This is a genomic window from Enterobacter sp. DC4 (assembly GCF_000568095.1).
Lineage (GTDB): Bacteria > Pseudomonadota > Gammaproteobacteria > Enterobacterales > Enterobacteriaceae > Enterobacter > Enterobacter pseudoroggenkampii.
Genome location: NZ_AZUB01000005.1, coordinates 381332 through 399420, shown reverse-complemented (window position 1 = coordinate 399420; position 18089 = coordinate 381332). Strand labels below are relative to the sequence as shown.

Genomic DNA, 18089 nt, shown 5'->3' with positions numbered 1-18089 from the left:
ATGATGAAAAAACTTTTAGCGCTAGCCCTTGTTGCGCCGTTGCTTGTCTCGTGTTCGTCAAAAAAAGGCGAAGATTACAACGAAGCCTGGATCAAGGACACCAACGGTTTTGACATTTTGATGGGGCAGTTTGCCCACAACATCGAGAACATATGGGGATTTAACGAAGTTCTTATTGCCGGACCCAAGGACTACGTTAAGTACACCGACGCCTATTTGACCCGTAGCCACATCAACTTTGATGAGGGTACGATCACGATTGAGACCATTGCAGGCACTGACCCTGCAGCGCGCTTACGTCAGGCCATTATCAAAACCCTGCTGATGGGTGACGATCCGGGATCTATCGATCTCTACTCCGATGCCGACGATATTACGATCTCGAAAGAGCCGTTCCTGTACGGTCAGGTTGTCGATCAGACCGGCCAGCCGATCCGCTGGGAAGGTCGCGCCACGAAATTTGCCGACTACCTGCTGCAGACACGCCTGAAAAGCCGCTCTAACGGTCTGAAGATCATCTACAGCGTCACCATCAACCTCGTCCCGAACCACCTCGACAAGCGTGCGCATAAGTACATTGGGATGGTGCGTCAGGCCTCACGTAAGTACGGCGTGGATGAGTCGCTGATCCTGGCGATTATGCAGACCGAATCGTCGTTTAACCCGTATGCGGTAAGCCGTTCCGACGCCCTGGGGCTGATGCAGGTGGTGCAGCACAGCGCCGGGAAAGACGTCTTCCGCGCGCAGGGGAAATCCGGCACGCCGAGCCGCAGCTATCTGTTCGACCCGCAGAGCAACATTGATACCGGTACCGCCTATCTGGCGATGCTGAACAATGTGTACCTGGGTGGAATTGATAACCCAACATCGCGCCGCTATGCGGTGATCACCGCCTATAACGGCGGTGCGGGCAGCGTGCTGCGCGTCTTCTCAAATGACAAAGTGCAGGCCGCAAACATCATCAACAGCATGGCGCCGGGGGATGTCTACTCCACCCTCACCACCCGCCACCCGTCTGCGGAATCCCGCCGGTACCTGTATAAGGTGAATACCGCGCAGAAAAACTATCGTCGTCGGTGATCGGCACACCTTCTCCTGCAAGGAGAAGGTGTTCTGCTTCCCCCCACCCATACGAAAATGTTATTTGCATCACAATCCAAACTGCAAATTAATGTGGATTGCATTTTTTTGCGGGAGGTAACAAAACATATCGTTGCCAACTGATAGAATTGCATCAAATAACAACCCTGAATGTTCCTATAACAACATATCTCCCGCTCACTTGTGAGGAAAGTAACATGAACCTTAAGCTGCAGCTTAAAATATTGTCGTTTCTGCAGTTCTGCCTGTGGGGTAGCTGGCTGACTACACTCGGCTCCTATATGTTTGTGACGCTCAAGTTCGATGGTGCGTCAATCGGTGCCGTATACAGCTCGCTCGGTATTGCGGCGGTCTTCATGCCGACGCTGCTGGGGATCGTGGCGGATAAATGGCTAAGCGCCAAATGGCTGTACATGCTTTGCCATCTGGTGGGCGCGGGGACGCTGTTTATGGCAGCCCAGGTGACCACGCCGGGAGCAATGTTCATGGTGATCCTGCTTAACTCGCTGGCCTATATGCCAACGCTTGGGCTGATCAACACCATCTCCTACTACCGCCTGAAATCCGCGGATATGGATATCGTGACCGATTTCCCGCCAATCCGTATCTGGGGCACCATCGGCTTTATCATGGCGATGTGGGGCGTGAGCTTCGCGGGCTTCGAACTGAGCCATATGCAGCTCTATATCGGTGCGGCGCTCTCCGTGCTGCTGGCGATCTTCACCCTGACGCTGCCAACCATTCCGGTGTCTAACCAGCAGAAAAACCAGAGCTGGAGCACCATGCTCGGCCTGGACGCCTTCGCGCTGTTCAAAAACAAACGCATGGCGATCTTCTTCATCTTCTCCATGCTGCTGGGCGCAGAGCTGCAAATCACCAACATGTTCGGCAACACCTTCCTGCACAGCTTCGATAACAACCCGCTGTTCTCCGGCAGCTTTATCGTTGAACATGCGTCGGTGATGATGTCCATCTCTCAGATCTCTGAGACACTGTTCATCCTGACCATCCCGTTCTTCCTGAGCCGCTACGGCATCAAGAACGTCATGCTGATCAGTATCGCGGCGTGGATGTTGCGCTTCGGTCTGTTCGCCTATGGCGACCCAAGCCCGTTCGGCACCGTGCTGCTGGTGCTGTCGATGATTGTTTACGGCTGCGCCTTCGACTTCTTCAACATCTCCGGTTCGGTGTTTGTGGAAAAAGAAGTGAAGCCTGAAATCCGCGCCAGCGCGCAGGGTATGTTCCTGATGATGACCAACGGCTTCGGCTGTATTCTGGGCGGCGTGGTGAGCGGTAAAGTGGTGGAGATGTACACCACCAACGGCATCACCAACTGGCAGCCTGTATGGCTGATCTTCGCGGCGTACTCGCTGGTGCTGTTCTTCGCGTTCATCGCGCTGTTCAAGTACAAGCACGTACGTGAACCACACGGTGCGCAGCCAATCGCGCATTGATTGTTGTGCCCGGTGGCGCTGCGCTTGCCGGGCCTACAAAATAAGACCGTAGGCCGGGTAAGGCGAAGCCGCCACCCGGCTATTTTATTGCAGACAGCACCCACCCCACCGACAGTAAATCCGCGCTGCCGCCCGGACTCAGATTGCGTTCAATCAATGCGTTATCCATCCTAAGCAACGCCTCGCGGTCCCAGCCGTTAGCCAGCAGTTCCCGCGCGTAGCCCTGAACGTAGCGCAGCCCTTCCATGCCGCCGCGAGATACCAGATTACTGTCCTGATTGACGGCCATCAGGCGTAACAGCAGGCCGTGAAGTGAATGTCCGTTCCACTGCGCCAGCGCCTTACACACCGTCGCAAAGCCGCTCTCCGCCTCACCGCGCGCACCGGTTAAGCCGTACTGCTGGAACTGTCGCTCGCCAGCCGTCGCCTGTCCGCTGCGTGCGGCCAGCTCCCGCGACACCAGCCCGCGGCAGATGTTACTCACCTCACAGCAGAGGCTCTCTGCGGAGATATTTTTCACACGACCGGCGGCGAAGCACAGTAAACCCAGGGCAAAAATCCCGCCTTTGTGCGTGTTCACCCCGTTCGTCGCGGCATACATCGCCTGCTCGCAGGCCAGCCCCATCGGGCGGAGAAACCGTAGCTGTTCGCCAGCGGGTTTATCCGCATGCGCGCTGCCCAGCTCGGCAAAGCGCGAAAACCACGGCGTAATCGCCGCAATGCTGCGGACGAACAGCGCGTGGTCCATATCGCGATGGGAACCGTTGTTGAGCGTGTCCACCAGCCCCGGCTTGGGCGTCAGCTCCAGCTCCTGCCACAGCGCCGCCTCGGCAAGCGCGGGCACGTCAGCCGGGCGCGGTTTAGTCGCGAGCAAACCAGTCATCAATCGTCTTCTCCACGCGGGAAACCACCTGCTCAACGGGGTGATTGCGCGAACGGGAACAGGCATGAGCGGGCGCGTCGCAGATCAGGCAGCGCCTGAGATTCGCCCCCAGCGACTGACGCCCGACGTGGCCGTGCTGAGGACAGATCACGTCCAGATCCCACAGCCTGCCGAGCGGGTGCGTCTGCTCCAGATCCGCACAGTGCGCTTTGATTTCCACCGCCGGATGGGCCACGCACCAGAGGGCTTCTGGCCCCGTCGGGAGCCACAGTACCTGGCGATCCAGCACCTGCCAGCGGTTCTCCCACAGCAGCTGGTCGCACATCTGCAGCGCCACGCCCATGGTATTGCGATAGCGCAGGCTGTCCTTGATTTCCCCTGGCGTGACCAGCGTGAGGGAAATCACCGGTTGTTGATAGTGCTCAAGCATGTCAGCCTGGCGCGCTGCGCGGCGCTCTTTCGCCGCCAGCAGTTCGTCAAGGCTGACACCCGCCCGCACGGGTGTCGCTAAAGTCATACGTCCTCCTTCACCTGTCGCACGGTGTCGATCACGCTGCCGTCGCGATAGCGGATCACCCCGACGATTTTGTCGGTAAACTCAATCGGTTTCGGAACGCCGGTCAGGGAGATCGCTCGCTCGTACAGCGCGTTGATATCCACAACCTTCAGCCCGGCTTCCAGCAGCCGCTCGCGGATTTCCGGGCGCGCCGGGTTGACCGCGATGCCGTGATCGGTAACCAGCACGTCGATGCTTTCGCCCGGCGTGAGGCGCGTGGTAACCCGCTTCACCACCGTCGGAATGCGGCTGCGCAGCAGAGGGGCAACGACGATGGTCAGGTTCGCCGCGGCGGCCACGTCGCAGTGCCCGCCGGACGCGCCGCGCATCACGCCGTCGGAGCCGGTGATGACGTTGACGTTGAACTCGACGTCGATTTCCAGGGCGCTGAGGATCACCACGTCGAGCTGGTCGCAGCTTGCCGCCTTGCTGCCTGGGTTAGCGTAAACGTTGGTGGAGATCTCCACGTGGTTCGGGTTACGCGCCAGCGAGGCCGCCGCCTGGCCGTCAAAGCACTGGGTATCGAGCAGCTTTTCGATGAGCCCCTTCTCGTGCAGATCCACCAGGCTGCCGGTGATGCCGCCGAGCGCAAAGCGCGCCTTCACGCCGCTGCGCTCCATCTTCTCTTCCATAAAGCGGGTGCAGGCCGTGGCCGCCGCGCCGGAGCCGGTCTGCATCGAGAAGCCCGGCTTGAAGTAGCCGGAATGCTCGATCACGTCCGCGGCATAGCGGGCGATCATCAGCTCGCGCGGGTTGCTGGTGACGCGGGCCGCGCCGACGCTGATTTTCGCCGGGTCGCCCACGCTTTCAACCTGCACGATGTAGTCCACCTGGTCCTGCACCAGGCTGGCGGGCATATTGGGGAACGGCACCAGCTCTTCAGTCAGCAGCACCACCTTGCGGGCAAAGTGCGCGTCCACCATCGCGTAGCCGAGCGAACCGCAGCACGATTTGCCGTGCGTCCCGTTGGCGTTGCCAAACTCATCGCTGCACGGCACGCCGAGAAACGCCACGTCGATATTCAGCTCGCCGTCCTGGAGCAGCTTCACGCGCCCGCCGTGGGAGTGAATTTGCACCGGCTCGTCCATCAACCCGTGGGAGATGGCGTCCGCCAGCCTGCCGCGCATGCCGGAGGTGTAAATCCGGGCGATGACGCCGCTTTCGATATGCTCGATCAGCGCATCGTTGCAGGTCATCAGCGAGCTGGAGGCCAGCGTCAGGTTTTTGAAGCCCATCCGCGCCAGCAGCGCCACGACGGTGTTGATCACCCGGTCGCCTTCGCGAAACGCATGGTGGAAGGAGATGGTCATCCCGTCCTGCAGGCCGCAGCGCTTAACCGCCTCTTCAACAGAGGCGCAGAGCTTGCGGCTGTGCTTCGCGTCGCTGTCCGCCAGCCACGGCGTGGCGCTGTGGGCGGTATCGAAGGGCTTCAGGTCCCGCAGATGGGGAAAATTCACATGGAGAAGTTCAGTCTGATTCATCATCTTATCCTTACCGACGCACGCCGGAGGCTGCCGCGCGCTCCAGCACCACCTGCGCGTGGTTAATAATCGGTGCATCCACCATTTTGCCGTTGAGCGACACCACGCCCAGGCCGTTACGCTCGCCCTCTTCCGCCGCCTCAATCACCCTTCTGGCGTGATCCACCTCTTCCTGCGTCGGGGCGTAAGCGTTGTGCAGCAGATCAATCTGACGCGGGTTGATCAGCGATTTGCCGTTGAAGCCCATCTTGCGGATCAGATCGACCTCGCGCAGGAAACCGGCCTCGTCGTTAACGTCTGACCACACCACGTCGAAGGCGTCGATACCGGCAGCGCGGGCGGCGTGCAGCACGGCGCAGCGGGCATAGAACAGCTCGGTGCCGTCGCCGCGCTCGGTCTGCATGTCCATCACGTAGTCAAAGGCGGCCAGCGCAATGCCGATGAGGCGCGGAGAACTGCGGGCAATCGCCACGGCGTTGATGACGCCAATGGCCGACTCAATCGCCGCCATCACGCGGGTGGAGCCGACCTCGCGGCCGCACGCCTGCTCGATACGCTCAAGGTGGCCCTCCAGCTCGTAGATATCGTCCGGCGTGTCGGTTTTTGGCAGGCGGATCACGTCCACGCCGGCCCGCACGGCGGCTTCCAGATCCAGCAGGCCAAACGGCGTGCTGAGCGGGTTAATGCGCACCACGGTTTCGATATCCTGATACATCGGGTGCTGCAGCGCGTGAAACACCAGCATGCGCGCGGTATCCTTCTCGCGCAGGGCAACGGCGTCCTCAAGGTCAAACATGATGGAGTCGGGACGGTAGATAAAGGCGGTGGAGAGCATGGCGGCGTTGGCGCCCGGCAGGAACAGCATGCTGCGGCGGAGTTTGCTCATTTCAGCGCCCCCCAGTTGATGGCCTGTTCATCGGCGGCACGCATCAGCGCGCTTTGCAGACGGGCGCGGATCACACAGTCCAGCGCCCCTTTGTCTTCAATAATGATTAATCCCTGGTGCACGTTCATGGCGCGCAACGTGTCGTTGACCACCTGGCGAATTTGCTCGCCAAACTGCTTAATCACTTCACTGTGGATGACTATCTCCAGCTCGCCGTGAGCGGGAGCGATTTTCACCATCAGGTCGCTGGACTCCTGCGTTCCGGCCAGCGCCTCCCTTACAATTTTCATGATAAATTCCTGGTAGTTAAGCGACTTCCGCACTCGCACGGTAATGCGTTTCGAGATGCGCGAAGGTGGAGTCCGGGACAATCTCCCGGATCCGGGAAAACTGCTGTGTCTTCAATAATCGGCGCACTTCGGACGCCGAAATGGCGTTGCCGGTGGCCTTGATGCGCGGCATTTCTACCACCTCGATATGCGAGGCCAGCAGGTCGTGCAGCGTCTGGTTGTACTGGCGGGTGATATCGCAGAACGGCTCCGAGCCGATGAAGCGGTGCGTGATGCCGAGCGCAGGGGCGATAAAGTCCCGGAAGATCAGCACGTCGATCTCGCTCCACGCCTGCTGCACTTTGCCGGTCTCCTTCAGGAAGTAGGCCGGAAACGTGGCGCGAGAGATGATGTACTGCGAGCCTTCATGCACCACCACGTTGGGCAGATGCGCCACGCCCGCGCGCACCATCTCAAGGCGCGCGCTGAACGGGAAGAACGACGCGTCTTCGCGCACCACGAACAGGTGCAGGGCGTCGCACTGCGCCGCCGCCTGCTCCACCAGATGGCGGTGGCCGAGGGTGAACGGATTGGCGTTCATCACGATGGCGCCAATCTTCTCCCCGCACTTGCGGTTCGCGCGCAGAGAGCGGCAGTAGCGCTCGATCCCCTGCGGGGTGTTCTCCATCAGCACGGCATTGCTCCCGCTCTGGGCAATCGGCCAGAAGCCGCTGCGGGCAAAGCGCTCCCGGTTGCACGGACGGGTGCAAAGGAAGAGGTGAAAATGGCCGCGCTCCAGCGCCGCATGTTCCACCTCTGCCAGCAGCCGCGCGCTGAGGTTCTCGCCGCGAAGCTGCTCGTTGACCGCCACGCACTTGATGACGTTGGCGGCAAGCCCTGCGCAACCCACCAGCTGCGGGCCTGACCAGGCTTCGACAAACAGCGTGATGTCGTTGTCCAGGCCAAGGCCGCTGTCTGCCAGCAGGTAACGGATCTGGCTTAAGCGTTCCGGATGCTTCGCCACGAGGGTGTGGCGAAAATCGATGGGTTGACTGTTCATGCCGCCTTACTCAGTGTGCCGCCGCAAGCCCGACGGCTGGCGCTTCCACGATCACGTTGCTCAGATGACCGATATGCTCGATCTCCACCTCAATGCGGTCGCCCTCTTTCATAAACAGCGGCGGGTTACGCTTTTTACCCACGCCGCCCGGGGATCCGGTGATGATCACATCGCCCGGGCTTAAGCGGGTAAAGGTGCTGATGTACTCAATCAGCTCCGCGACCTTGTGGATCATGCTGCTGGTGTTGTCTTCCTGCACCATGCGGCCGTTCAGCCAGGTGCGGATTGCAAGCCTGTGCGGATCCGGGATCTCGTCCGCCGTTGCCATCCACGGGCCGAACGCGCCGGTCTGACGCCAGTTTTTACCGGCGGTAAACCAGGTGTGCTGCCAGTCGCGGGCGGAGCCGTCCATATAGCAGCTGTAGCCCGCCACGTGGCGCAGGGCGTCATCACGGCTGATGTTCTCCCCGCCTTTACCGATGATCACCGCCAGCTCGCCTTCGTAGTCGAATTCGCTGGAGTGGCGCGGCTTCAGCACCGGCTCGTTGTGGCCGGTCTGTGAATCCGGGAAGCGGACAAACAGCGTTGGGGCCGGGTTGTGCTGGTCAAACTCCTTGCGCTTGTCGGCGTAGTTCATGCCCACGCAGAGGATTTTTTCCGGCTGCTCAATCACCGGTAAGAAGGTGATGGCGCTCATCGGCACGTCCACGGCATCGTTCAGGTAGCGGGTGGCCTGTGCCAGCCCGTTGCCCTGCAGCAGCGCCTTGAGGTCGCTGTAGCGGTCGCCCAGACGGCGGCCTAAATCAATCACGCCGTCGGCCTGGACGATGCCGTAGCTGCGTTTTCCCTGGTATAAAAAGCTTGCGAGTTTCATTGTTCTTTCCTGAAAACTTAAACGAGGAAGTTGCCCAGAATCAGCAGTGAGACAGAGACGTTAATCGCGCCGCCGATACGGGTAGCAATCTGGGCGAACGGCATCAGGCTCATGCGGTTGCCTGCGGTCAGGATCGCCACGTCGCCGGTACCGCCCTGGCCGCTCTGGCAGCAGGAGACGATAGCGACATCAATCGGATGCATACCAATCTTTTTGCCGACGAAGAAGCCGGTGGCGACCAGTGCAGAAACGGTGCTGACAATCACCAGCAGGTTGCTGACGGTGAACGCCGCCACCAGTTCATGCCACGGGGTGATGGCCACGCCAACGGCGAAGAGGATCGGGTAGGTCACAGAAGTCTGGAAGAATTTGTACACCACCTGAGAACCTTCCAGCAGGCGTGGAGAGGCGCCGTTGCAGAGCTTCACCAGCACCGCCATAAACAGCATGCCGACCGGAGCAGGCAGGCCAATCAGCTTGTGGCCGAGCATGCCCAGCATGTAGAGCAGCACCGCCAGCAGCGCGCCGGAGGCGATAGTGGTCACATCCGCTTTGCCGGAGAACGCAGGCTGAGAGACGGTGGTATCGGCATTGGCGCGGTTAGGCATCAGCTGGCCTTCACCGGTCAGGTGCGGGAAACGTTTACCGAGCTGGTTCAGGCAGCCGGAGATGATGATCGCCGTCAGACCGCCGAGCATCACCATCGGCAGCACGCGGCCGAGCGCCACGCCCTGGTCCATGTGCAGTAAGGTGGCATAGCCGATGGAAAGCGGGATCGCCCCTTCCCCGACGCCGCCCGCCATAATAGGCAGAATGATAAAGAAGAAGATCTGGAACGGCTCAAGACCCAGCGCCAGGCCGACGCCCATCCCCACCAGCATGCCGACGATTTCGCCGCACAGCATCGGGAAGAAGATGCGCAGGAAGCCCTGAATCAGCACCGTGCGGTTCATGCTCATGATGCTGCCGACAATAATGCAGCAGATATAGAGATAGAGAATGTTGGTGGATTTGTAGAACTTGGTGGTGGACTCAACCACCACGTCCGGCAGCAGGCCGTAATAGACCAGCGCGGAAGGAATAAAGGTGGCGCAAATCGCCGCCGCACCGAGCTTGCCGACAATCGGCAGGCGTTTGCCAAACTCGCCGCAGGCAAAGCCAAAGAAGGCCAGCGTTGCCACCATCACCACGATATCGCTCGGCAGTTTTCCGCCCAGGCAATCAATCGCGATCAGTGCACCCGCCAGAACGAACAGCGGCAGAGGAATAATCCCAATTTTCCAGGTATCCATAATATGCCACCAGCGCTCTTTGAGCGAAGGCCGCTGAATTTCAATCGGGTCGTGGGTAACAGAGAAAGAATCGTCAGTTGTGCTCATAATAAGCCCCTTGGTTATTTTGTGCGTTCAGCTTAGAGTCACAAAGGCTTACTTTATGTGAGGAATGGCATATTAAAAGCGAAGTTTTAATGGCAGCTATGGTTTTAATGGTTTCTTTTATTTAATGTGATTTATACCTTATTTATTAGCGTGGTTTTTATGGTTTCTTTTCCGAATCGAACAAACAAATAACATTTGTTCATGCAGCCAGAGGCACGCCAGACTTTAGGATAACGCTTTTACAGCGCCCGCTGTGCAAGGGATCACAAGTTTTCGGCAAAGCGGACGTCCGCGCGAAAAAAGATGATATATTGGCGATCTTTGCTGCTACCTTGCGTGATAGTTATGAAAGTCTCTTTCCAGATCAAGTTGTTTATTTCGCTGGTTGCCTTTTTCTCAGTACTTTTTGCGTTACTGGGCGGATATTATTATGCCGACGTCGGGAAACAGCTATATCAGGAAATGAGTACGCGAGCCAAAATACAGGCTGAAGAGATTGCACTTATTCCGACATTGCGTAATGAAGTTGAACAAAAAAATATCAGCGCCATCCATGATTTTATGCAGAAGATTTCTGCGCACAGTGACGCCAGCTTTATTGTGATTGGTGATAATAAGGGTCAGCATCTTTTTCACTCCGTCTTTGCCGACAGAGTGGGCACAACCCTGGTTGGCGGAGACAACGAAGCCGTATTGCAGGGTAAAAGCACCACCACCATTCGCAAAGGCGGGTTGGGTATTTCGCTGCGCAGTAAGGCCCCCATCTTCAACGCTGTCGGACAGGTGGTCGGCATTGTTTCGGTCGGCTATCTCACCAGCTACCTGGACACCATTACCGTCAGTAAGGTGGTCAATATCCTGATTGCCGCCGTGCTGCTGCTAATCGCTCTCTTTATCTTCTCCTGGTTCTTTACCCGCAGCATCAAGAAGCAGATCTTCTCTCTTGAGCCGCGAGAAATCGGGCTGCTGGTGCGCCAGCAGAAGGCGCTAATGGAGTCTATTTATGAAGGGGTGATTGCCATTGACGATCGGCGGCGGATTGAGGTGATCAACCAGGCGGCGCGCAAGCTGCTGGGTCTGAGCCAGCCGGCCCGGGAGCTGCGCGGACAGCTGATAAGCCAGGTTATCGATCCGGTCCCGTTCTTCGACACACAGACGATGCTGGCGAAAGATACCCATGACGAGATTTGCCGTTTTAACGATCTCACGGTAATTGCCAGCCGGGTGCACATCATGCTTGAGGGGTCGCTGCAGGGGTGGGTGATCACCTTCCGCGATCGCAATGAAATCGACTCGCTGAGCGCCCAGCTCAGCCAGGTAAAACGCTATGTCGATAACCTGCGTATTATGCGCCATGAGCAGTTAAACCGAATGACCACGCTCTCCGGCCTGCTGCATATGGGCCGCTATGAGGAAGCCATTGGCTACATTCAGGCGCAGTCGGAGCATGCCCAGGAGTTGCTGGACTTTATCTCTTCGCACTTCAGCTCTCCGACCCTGTGCGGCCTGCTGCTGGGGAAAGCCGCCCGCGCGCGGGAGAAAGGCGTCGAGCTGTGCTTCGACCCGGCCTGTCGGCTGGACAGACCGTTCCTGCCGCTGGGGGAACAAGAGCTGATTTCAATTATTGGCAACCTGCTGGATAACGCCATCGAAGCGACACAGCGATCGCCGCTTCCCCATGCGCCGGTAGAAGTGCTGATAAAACTCAGCGAACAGGAGCTGATTATTGAAGTGGCCGACCAGGGCGTTGGCATTACACCGGAGATCCGTGACCGGATCTTTGAACGCGGCATCACCACCAAAACACGCGGCGATCATGGGATTGGCCTGTATCTGATCGAAAGCTATGTCACACAGGCTGGCGGCGCGATAGAAGTTGCCGATAATACCCCGCGCGGCGCCATTTTCTCCTTGTTTATCCCGGCCACGGGAACCGCCCGGCAACTGGAAGACACCGACTATGCAACATGAACTTATCGACGTACTGATTGTTGAAGACGAGAACGAGCTGGCGCAACTGCACGCGGAGCTGATAAGCAAACATCCGCGACTGAGGCTGGTGGGCATTGCCTCGTCGCTGGCTGCGGCTCAGGCAGAACTTGCAAACAAACAGCCGCAGCTGGTGCTGCTGGATAACTATCTGCCAGACGGCAAAGGGATCTCGCTGATCAATAACCCCATGCTGGCCCGCGCCAACTGCTCGGTGATTTTTATAACCGCCGCCAGCGATATGGATACCTGCAGCCAGGCGATCCGCAACGGCGCGTTCGACTACATCCTCAAACCCGTCTCCTGGAAGCGGCTCAGCCAGTCGCTGGAGCGGTTTGTGCAGTTTGCCGAACAGCAGCGGGTCTGGAAGATTGTCGACCAGCAGAACGTGGATTCGCTGTATCAGCTACAGGCGAAAAACTACCGCCAGGACAACGGCAGCAAGGGTATTGAGGAGAATACGCTGGCGCGGGTGCAGTCGCTGTTTAACGACAAGGCAACCCACTGCTTTACCGTGGATGAGGTGGTGAGCGAAACGGGATTAAGCAAAACCACCACCCGGCGCTATCTGGAACACTGCGTGGAGGCGGGTTTTCTGACGGTGGAGATGCTGTACGGCAAGATTGGGCATCCGAGGAGGATGTACAAGCGTAGTGCGGTTTGATTAAAGGTTCCCCCTCACCCCGGCCCTCTCCCCAAAGGGGCGAGGGTGAAAAGACGGCACCGTGCAATCCCCTCTCCCCTTTGGGGAGAGGGTTAGGGTGAGGGGGTCTACTTTAAAACATACCCATACAGCCGCTTGATCCCGTCAGCATCCTTCTCGCTGTAAACCCCCTGCAGCTCCGGCGAGAAGCCCGGCAGCAGGTTGATCCCCTCCTCCAGCGCCAGGAAGTAACGCTGTACCGCCCCGCCCCAGACTTCACCAGGCACCACGCACAGCACGCCCGGCGGATAGGGCAGCGCCCCTTCGGCCGCAATTCGCCCTTCGGCATCCCGTATGCGAACCAGCTCCACCTCTCCGCGAATATACGCCTGATTGGCATCCTGCGGGTTCATCACCACCTCAGGCAGGCTCTCCTTGCGGAACATCGCCTTCTGCAGATCCTTGACGTCAAAGCTGACGTAGAGATCGTGCATCTCCTGGCACAGCTGGCGAAGGGTGTAATCCCGGTAGCGCACCGGGTATTTCTGGAAGATCGTCGGCAGCACGTCCGCCAGCGGCGTGTCGTCTTCAATATGCTGTTCAAACTGGCCCAGCATCGCCACCAGCTGCGCCAGCTTCTCGCTGCTTTCGGCAGGCGTCAGCAGGAACAGGATCGAGTTGAGGTCGCATTTCTCCGGCACGATGCCGTTTTCGCGCAGGTAGTGCGCCAGAATCGTCGCCGGGATCCCGAAATCGGTGTACTCCCCGGTTTCGGCATCGATACCCGGCGTGGTCAGCAGCAGCTTGCACGGGTCGACAAAGTACTGCTCGTGAGCATAGCCCTCAAACCCGTGCCATTTGGCCCCCGGCTCAAAGCTGAAGAAGCGCAGCTCGCTGGCAATGGCGTGCGTCGGATGATCCTGCCACGGCCGCCCCGCCACCACAGGTGGGATAAACGGTTTGATCATATGACAGTTGGCAATGATTGCCTTACGCGCCTCAATCCCCAGCTCAACGCACTCGGCCCACAGCCTGCGCCCGCTTTCCCCTTCGTGGATCTTGGCATTCACATCCAGCGCCGCGAACAGCGGGTAAAACGGGCTGGTGGAGGCATGCAGCATAAAGGCGTTGTTCAGCCGCTTGTGCGGGCAGAAACGCGCCTGGCCGCGGATGTGGTTATCCTTTTTATGGATCTGCGACGTTTGCGAGAACCCGGCCTGCTGTTTATGCACCGACTGGGTCACGAAAATTCCCGGATCGTTCTCGTTCAGCTCCAGCAACAGCGGGGACGTTGCCGCCATCATCGGAATAAATTGCTCGTAGCCCACCCAGGCGGAGTCAAAGAGGATGTAGTCGCACAGATGGCCGATCTTGTCGATCACCTGACGGGCGTTGTAGATCGTCCCATCGTAGGTGCCGAGCTGAATGATCGCCAGGCGGAACGGACGCGCCTCGTCGGCTTTCTCCGGCGCCGCCTCGCGGATCAGCTCCCGCAGATACGCATCATCAAAGCAGTGCTCGTCAATCCCGCCAATAAAGCCAAACGGGTTACGCGCGGCTTCCAGATAAACCGGCGTGGCACCCGCCTGGATCAGCGCCCCGTGGTGGTTAGATTTATGGTTGTTGCGGTCGAACAGCACCAGATCGCCGCGGGTGAGCAGCGCGTTGGTCACTACCTTGTTGGCCGCCGACGTTCCGTTCAGCACGAAGTAGGTTTTATCCGCGTTGAACACTTTCGCCGCGAACTTTTGCGCGTGCTTGGCAGACCCTTCGTGGATCAGCAGATCGCCCAACTTCACGTCGGCATTGCACATGTCGGCACGAAACACGTTCTCACCGAAGAAATCATAGAACTGCCGCCCTGCCGGGTGTTTTTTGAAAAAGGCGCCGTGCTGGTGTCCTGGGCAGGCGAAAGTGCTGTTGCCCATCTCCACATACTGGCTCAGAGTGTCGAAAAACGGCGGCAGCAGGTTCTCTTCGTAACGGCTGGCAGCTGTCTCCAGTTCCAGAAACTCCTGAGCTTTACCCGATATAACCGCGGTGGCACCGTCAGGTACGTCCGTTGCCTCCTGAGAGAAAATAAACACCGGTAGCTGAAAGCCCGTACGTTTCAGCAGTGCAAGAATGCCGCTGTGACTTTCAGCTGTTGTGATGACGACGGCCGCCACATCGGTAAAATCCGTGCTGTCCAGCGTCACCTTTTCGCGGTGCGTAGACACAGTGGAGGCCAGCTCACGGCTGACGGCAATTTTCATGGTTTTCATAGGCGCAGTTACCCTCACCGAGCGGTGAGACAGGGAGGAGAAAATTCGCGCAATAATGTCACCTTTTATTTTGAGGTGCAAGAAGGAATCAGTATGCACGAAACCACCCAAAGCTAAGGCCCGCGCAGGCCTGACGTGCCATAATAATGCAATATCAATGATTAAATAACAGGAGTTAACTTTGGTTATCGGGCCATTTATCAACGCAGGAGCCGTATTGCTGGGCGGCGTACTCGGCGCCGTGCTGAGCCAGCGGTTGCCGGAGCGGATTCGCACCTCCATGCCCTCGATATTCGGCCTGGCATCGTTAGGGATCGGTATTCTGTTAGTGATCAAATGCGCCAACCTGCCCGTGATGGTGCTGGCAACCCTGCTCGGTGCGCTGATTGGCGAATTTTGCTATCTGGAAAAAGGCATTAACAGCGCGGTGAGCAAAGCCAAAAACCTGATAGCCCGACCGGGCAAGGCGAAACACGGCACGCACGAGACGTTTATTCAAAACTATGTCGCCATCATCATTCTGTTTTGCGCCAGCGGCACCGGGATTTTCGGTTCGATGCAGGAAGGAATGACGGGCGACCCGAGCATATTGATTGCGAAGGCGTTTCTTGATTTCTTCACCGCCACCATTTTCGCCACTACTCTTGGCGTCGCCGTGGCGGCGATTTGCGTCCCGATGCTGCTTATCCAGCTGGCACTGGCTACCTGCGCCACGTTAATTCTCCCGCTCACTACGCCGGCGATGATGGCAGACTTTACCGCCGTCGGCGGCCTGCTGCTGCTGGCTACCGGGCTGCGCATCTGTGGGATTAAGATGTTTGCCGTAGTGAACATGCTGCCCGCATTGCTGCTCGCCATGCCGCTCTCCGCGCTCTGGACGCACTTTTTCGCTTAAGGATGCGGCGAAATGGTGAGAGATTGCGCAGTCTGTAACGAAAACAACATTTTTCGTTGACGCCACCGGGCAGATCGGGTTTAATGCGCCCCGTTGCCCGGATAGCTCAGTCGGTAGAGCAGGGGATTGAAAATCCCCGTGTCCTTGGTTCGATTCCGAGTCCGGGCACCAAATTCATATCAACGGACCTCCACGGAGGTCCGTTTTTGCATTCTAAGCCCTCAAAAATCAACACTTCTACAATCTCTTAACTCCACCCAACTCAATCAACTTCAACCCGCATCAAGTCCCTTGCGAGGGTACAACTGAGGGTATAGTCTGATTCGATAAAATTTATACCCCATTTACTATCAGGAGATACCGCCAATGGCGCTCACTGACGCTAAAATCCGAGCTGCTAAACCGGATGAAAAACCTTACAAACTTGCCGATAGCGGCAACATGTTTTTGCTCGTTCACCCTAACGGCTCAAAGTACTGGCGGCTGCGCTATCGTCATCTCGGTAAAGAAAAAACGCTGGCGCTTGGTCAGTATCCCGACGTCTCACTGTCTGAAGCTCGCGACAAACGCGATGAAGCCAGAAAACTCATCTCTGAAGGCATTGACCCCTGCGAGCAACGGAGAGCGAAGAAAGCAGCACCAGATGCCATAAATACTTTTGAGCTCGTTGCTCGTCAATGGCATAAGAGCAATAAAAAATGGTCCGAAGCTCACAGCGAGAAGATTATCAAAAGCCTTGAGGGGCACGTATTTCCCTATATCGGCACACGTGATATTACCACCCTCAGGACTCCCGATTTACTTGTCCCCGTTAAAGCAGCTGAAGCAAAAGAGATTTATGAGATTGCAGCCCGCCTTCAGCAACGTATCACTGCAATCATGCGCTATGCCGCCCAGTCAGGCATTATCAGCTACAACCCTGCCGTGGATATGGCTGGCGCTTTAACGACGGTGAAGCGCCAGCATCGCCCTGCCCTCGCCTTAAATCGCATTTCAGAACTACTCGAGCGACTGGAGAGTTACAGGGGACAACCCCTCACCCGACTGGCAACTAAACTTACCCTTCTTATCTTCATACGTTCCAGCGAGCTTCGCTTTGCCAGGTGGTCTGAGATCGACTTCAGGAAAGCCATGTGGACCATTCCTCCAGAGCGGAAACCTATTGAAGGGGTCAAGTACTCGCACCGTGGCTCCAAAATGCGTACAGAGCATCTGGTACCGCTCTCCAGTCAGGCGCTGGATATACTGAAGCAGATCCACACCATCAGCGGTGAACACGAACTGATTTTCACCGGCGATCACAATCCATGGAAACCCATGAGTGAAAATACCGTGAATAACGCACTGCGACTGATGGGCTACGATACAAAGGTCGATGTCTGTGGTCACGGATTCCGGGCAATGGCCTGCAGTTCGTTGATTGAGTCAGGGTTATGGTCCAGGGACGCAGTGGAACGCCAGATGAGTCATCAGGAGCGAAATGGCGTACGTGCGGCTTACATTCACAAGGCGGAGTTTCTGGATGAACGAAGACTGATGCTGCAATGGTGGGGGGATTTTATCGACGCAAACATTCACGAGGTTGTTTCTCCTTTTGACTACGCCAGAGTCAATAATCCACTGAGATAATCAGGATTTCACTTATAAGCCCCGTAATCAGCCATCCAGCCTTTACGGTTGGCTGGCTTCACCTTCTGGATTTTTTTTTGTAAAGACTGACAGCAAACCGTACGAAACAGAATCAGATAAATACCCGGCTTTCCATTAACCATTTAACCAATTAAATTAAAACAACAAACATATAATGTTACATTTACAGAATTTTATAATTTAGTAAAATCTGTAAATTGTGCAGTATCTGATATCAATCCAGAGGCTACTGACCATGAAGATCCCCGTTTATCTGAAACATAAACCTGTCATTACTGTCGAAAATTATGATCGTATTGATGGTCCATACGCTGACGACAGCGATGCCAAAGGCCTGTCAGTCGGCATCGCGCAGTGGAATTCCCCCGGCTGGACAGAGTTGTCAGCTAAAGTCTGGCGCAATACCGGAGAAAAATGGTCAAGGCAGTCAGAAGAACTTCCTCTGCACAGGGTGATAGACCTTGCAACCCTAGTCTGTATCGTGATGGATTACAGCAGGAATGGGCGTCTGTCTTCTGATGATGATTTTCCGGTCAGTCGGGCGGGAGATAACCCGGACCTGGAACATCACACGGAACTAATGAAAAAAGAGCTGATGCAGAATCACAGATATCTGGATGAGAGTCTTAAACGACTTGCTGTCGAATTAAAAAGGGCCGGCTACTGACCGTTGTGGAAGCATCCGGCTGGTTAAACACCTTCCCG

At 57.2% G+C, this 18089-nt stretch carries 16 protein-coding genes and 1 tRNA gene; 8 read left to right on the top strand and 9 right to left on the bottom strand.

Annotation, left to right across the window (positions count from 1 at the left end; translation table 11 throughout):
* Positions 1-3: 3 nt before the first annotated feature.
* Together mltC and P349_RS07620 are read left to right on the top strand one after the other, a co-directional pair.
* Complete coding sequence (mltC, locus tag P349_RS07615; RefSeq protein WP_024906549.1) at positions 4-1080, top strand: membrane-bound lytic murein transglycosylase MltC; 1077 nt, start codon at positions 4-6, stop codon at positions 1078-1080.
* A gap of 218 nt (positions 1081-1298) precedes the next feature.
* Positions 1299-2555, top strand: coding sequence for a nucleoside permease (locus P349_RS07620; RefSeq protein ID WP_008499767.1), 1257 nt, complete (start codon positions 1299-1301; stop codon positions 2553-2555).
* Between the two features lie 79 nt (positions 2556-2634).
* On the opposite strand, the gene citG is transcribed toward P349_RS07620, so the two are convergent.
* Genes citG through P349_RS07660 form a run of 8 tightly spaced genes read right to left on the bottom strand, consistent with a single transcriptional unit; the run spans position 2635 to position 9943 of the window.
* A complete protein-coding gene (gene citG / locus P349_RS07625; RefSeq protein ID WP_032650152.1) occupies positions 2635-3438 on the bottom strand; it encodes a triphosphoribosyl-dephospho-CoA synthase CitG in 804 nt (267 codons plus the stop codon).
* Positions 3416-3955 (bottom strand): citrate lyase holo-[acyl-carrier protein] synthase, encoded by a 540-nt coding sequence (citX, locus tag P349_RS07630; protein ID WP_023618643.1) that lies wholly within the window; start codon positions 3953-3955, stop codon positions 3416-3418. The genes citG and citX overlap by 23 nt, the downstream gene beginning before the upstream one ends.
* Entirely contained in the window at positions 3952-5475 is a 1524-nt protein-coding gene (gene citF, locus P349_RS07635) for a citrate lyase subunit alpha (protein WP_032650153.1), read from the bottom strand. The genes citX and citF overlap by 4 nt, the downstream gene beginning before the upstream one ends.
* A 10-nt stretch (positions 5476-5485) precedes the next feature.
* Complete coding sequence (gene citE, locus P349_RS07640; protein WP_023326048.1) at positions 5486-6361, bottom strand: citrate (pro-3S)-lyase subunit beta; 876 nt, start codon at positions 6359-6361, stop codon at positions 5486-5488.
* Positions 6358-6651: a citrate lyase acyl carrier protein gene (citD, locus tag P349_RS07645; protein ID WP_008499773.1), complete on the bottom strand. Its 294-nt coding sequence runs from the start codon at positions 6649-6651 to the stop codon at positions 6358-6360. Before citD ends, citE begins: the two co-directional genes overlap by 4 nt.
* Positions 6652-6667: 16 nt before the next feature.
* Complete coding sequence (gene citC / locus P349_RS07650; RefSeq protein ID WP_032650154.1) at positions 6668-7690, bottom strand: [citrate (pro-3S)-lyase] ligase; 1023 nt, start codon at positions 7688-7690, stop codon at positions 6668-6670.
* Positions 7691-7700: 10 nt separating this feature from the next.
* Entirely contained in the window at positions 7701-8564 is an 864-nt protein-coding gene (locus P349_RS07655; protein WP_032650155.1) for a fumarylacetoacetate hydrolase family protein, read from the bottom strand.
* 17 nt (positions 8565-8581) lie between these two features.
* Positions 8582-9943, bottom strand: a complete 1362-nt coding sequence (locus P349_RS07660; RefSeq protein ID WP_032650157.1) for a 2-hydroxycarboxylate transporter family protein — start codon at positions 9941-9943, stop codon at positions 8582-8584.
* 345 nt (positions 9944-10288) lie between these two features.
* On the opposite strand from P349_RS07660, the gene P349_RS07665 reads away from it, so the two are divergent.
* Positions 10289-11914, top strand: a complete 1626-nt coding sequence (locus P349_RS07665) for an ATP-binding protein (protein WP_032650159.1) — start codon at positions 10289-10291, stop codon at positions 11912-11914.
* Positions 11904-12596 carry a response regulator gene (locus P349_RS07670; RefSeq protein ID WP_024906541.1) on the top strand — a complete coding sequence of 231 codons (693 nt, stop codon included), beginning with the start codon at positions 11904-11906 and terminating at the stop codon, positions 12594-12596. The genes P349_RS07665 and P349_RS07670 overlap by 11 nt, the downstream gene beginning before the upstream one ends.
* 107 nt (positions 12597-12703) lie before the next feature.
* Here the strand turns inward: P349_RS07670 and P349_RS07675 are convergent, their stop codons facing one another.
* Entirely contained in the window at positions 12704-14839 is a 2136-nt protein-coding gene (locus tag P349_RS07675; RefSeq protein WP_032650161.1) for an ornithine decarboxylase, read from the bottom strand.
* 181 nt (positions 14840-15020) lie between these two features.
* Between P349_RS07675 and P349_RS07680 the strand changes: the two genes are divergently transcribed.
* From P349_RS07680 to P349_RS07695, 4 genes are all read left to right on the top strand, one after another.
* Positions 15021-15734: a DUF554 domain-containing protein gene (locus P349_RS07680; protein WP_032650162.1), complete on the top strand. Its 714-nt coding sequence runs from the start codon at positions 15021-15023 to the stop codon at positions 15732-15734.
* Positions 15735-15829: 95 nt separating this feature from the next.
* A tRNA-Phe gene (locus P349_RS07685) sits at positions 15830-15905 on the top strand.
* 195 nt (positions 15906-16100) lie between these two features.
* Positions 16101-17363: a tyrosine-type recombinase/integrase gene (locus P349_RS07690; protein WP_032650163.1), complete on the top strand. Its 1263-nt coding sequence runs from the start codon at positions 16101-16103 to the stop codon at positions 17361-17363.
* Between the two features lie 256 nt (positions 17364-17619).
* Entirely contained in the window at positions 17620-18051 is a 432-nt protein-coding gene (locus P349_RS07695) for a DUF6530 family protein (RefSeq protein WP_032650164.1), read from the top strand.
* The last annotated feature ends 38 nt before the right edge of the window (positions 18052-18089 follow it).

What these genes read in the sequence shown, in the direction of transcription:
- mltC (WP_024906549.1), top strand. Translation starts at nt 4, where the DNA reads ATGAAAAAACTTTTAGCGCTAGCCCTTGTTGCGCCGTTGCTTGTCTCG.
- P349_RS07620 (WP_008499767.1), top strand. Translation starts at nt 1,299, where the DNA reads ATGAACCTTAAGCTGCAGCTTAAAATATTGTCGTTTCTGCAGTTCTGC.
- citG (WP_032650152.1), bottom strand. Translation starts at nt 3,438, where the DNA reads ATGACTGGTTTGCTCGCGACTAAACCGCGCCCGGCTGACGTGCCCGCG.
- citX (WP_023618643.1), bottom strand. Translation starts at nt 3,955, where the DNA reads ATGACTTTAGCGACACCCGTGCGGGCGGGTGTCAGCCTTGACGAACTG.
- citF (WP_032650153.1), bottom strand. Translation starts at nt 5,475, where the DNA reads ATGAATCAGACTGAACTTCTCCATGTGAATTTTCCCCATCTGCGGGAC.
- citE (WP_023326048.1), bottom strand. Translation starts at nt 6,361, where the DNA reads ATGAGCAAACTCCGCCGCAGCATGCTGTTCCTGCCGGGCGCCAACGCC.
- citD (WP_008499773.1), bottom strand. Translation starts at nt 6,651, where the DNA reads ATGAAAATTGTAAGGGAGGCGCTGGCCGGAACGCAGGAGTCCAGCGAC.
- citC (WP_032650154.1), bottom strand. Translation starts at nt 7,690, where the DNA reads ATGAACAGTCAACCCATCGATTTTCGCCACACCCTCGTGGCGAAGCAT.
- P349_RS07655 (WP_032650155.1), bottom strand. Translation starts at nt 8,564, where the DNA reads ATGAAACTCGCAAGCTTTTTATACCAGGGAAAACGCAGCTACGGCATC.
- P349_RS07660 (WP_032650157.1), bottom strand. Translation starts at nt 9,943, where the DNA reads ATGAGCACAACTGACGATTCTTTCTCTGTTACCCACGACCCGATTGAA.
- P349_RS07665 (WP_032650159.1), top strand. Translation starts at nt 10,289, where the DNA reads ATGAAAGTCTCTTTCCAGATCAAGTTGTTTATTTCGCTGGTTGCCTTT.
- P349_RS07670 (WP_024906541.1), top strand. Translation starts at nt 11,904, where the DNA reads ATGCAACATGAACTTATCGACGTACTGATTGTTGAAGACGAGAACGAG.
- P349_RS07675 (WP_032650161.1), bottom strand. Translation starts at nt 14,839, where the DNA reads ATGAAAACCATGAAAATTGCCGTCAGCCGTGAGCTGGCCTCCACTGTG.
- P349_RS07690 (WP_032650163.1), top strand. Translation starts at nt 16,101, where the DNA reads ATGGCGCTCACTGACGCTAAAATCCGAGCTGCTAAACCGGATGAAAAA.
- P349_RS07695 (WP_032650164.1), top strand. Translation starts at nt 17,620, where the DNA reads ATGAAGATCCCCGTTTATCTGAAACATAAACCTGTCATTACTGTCGAA.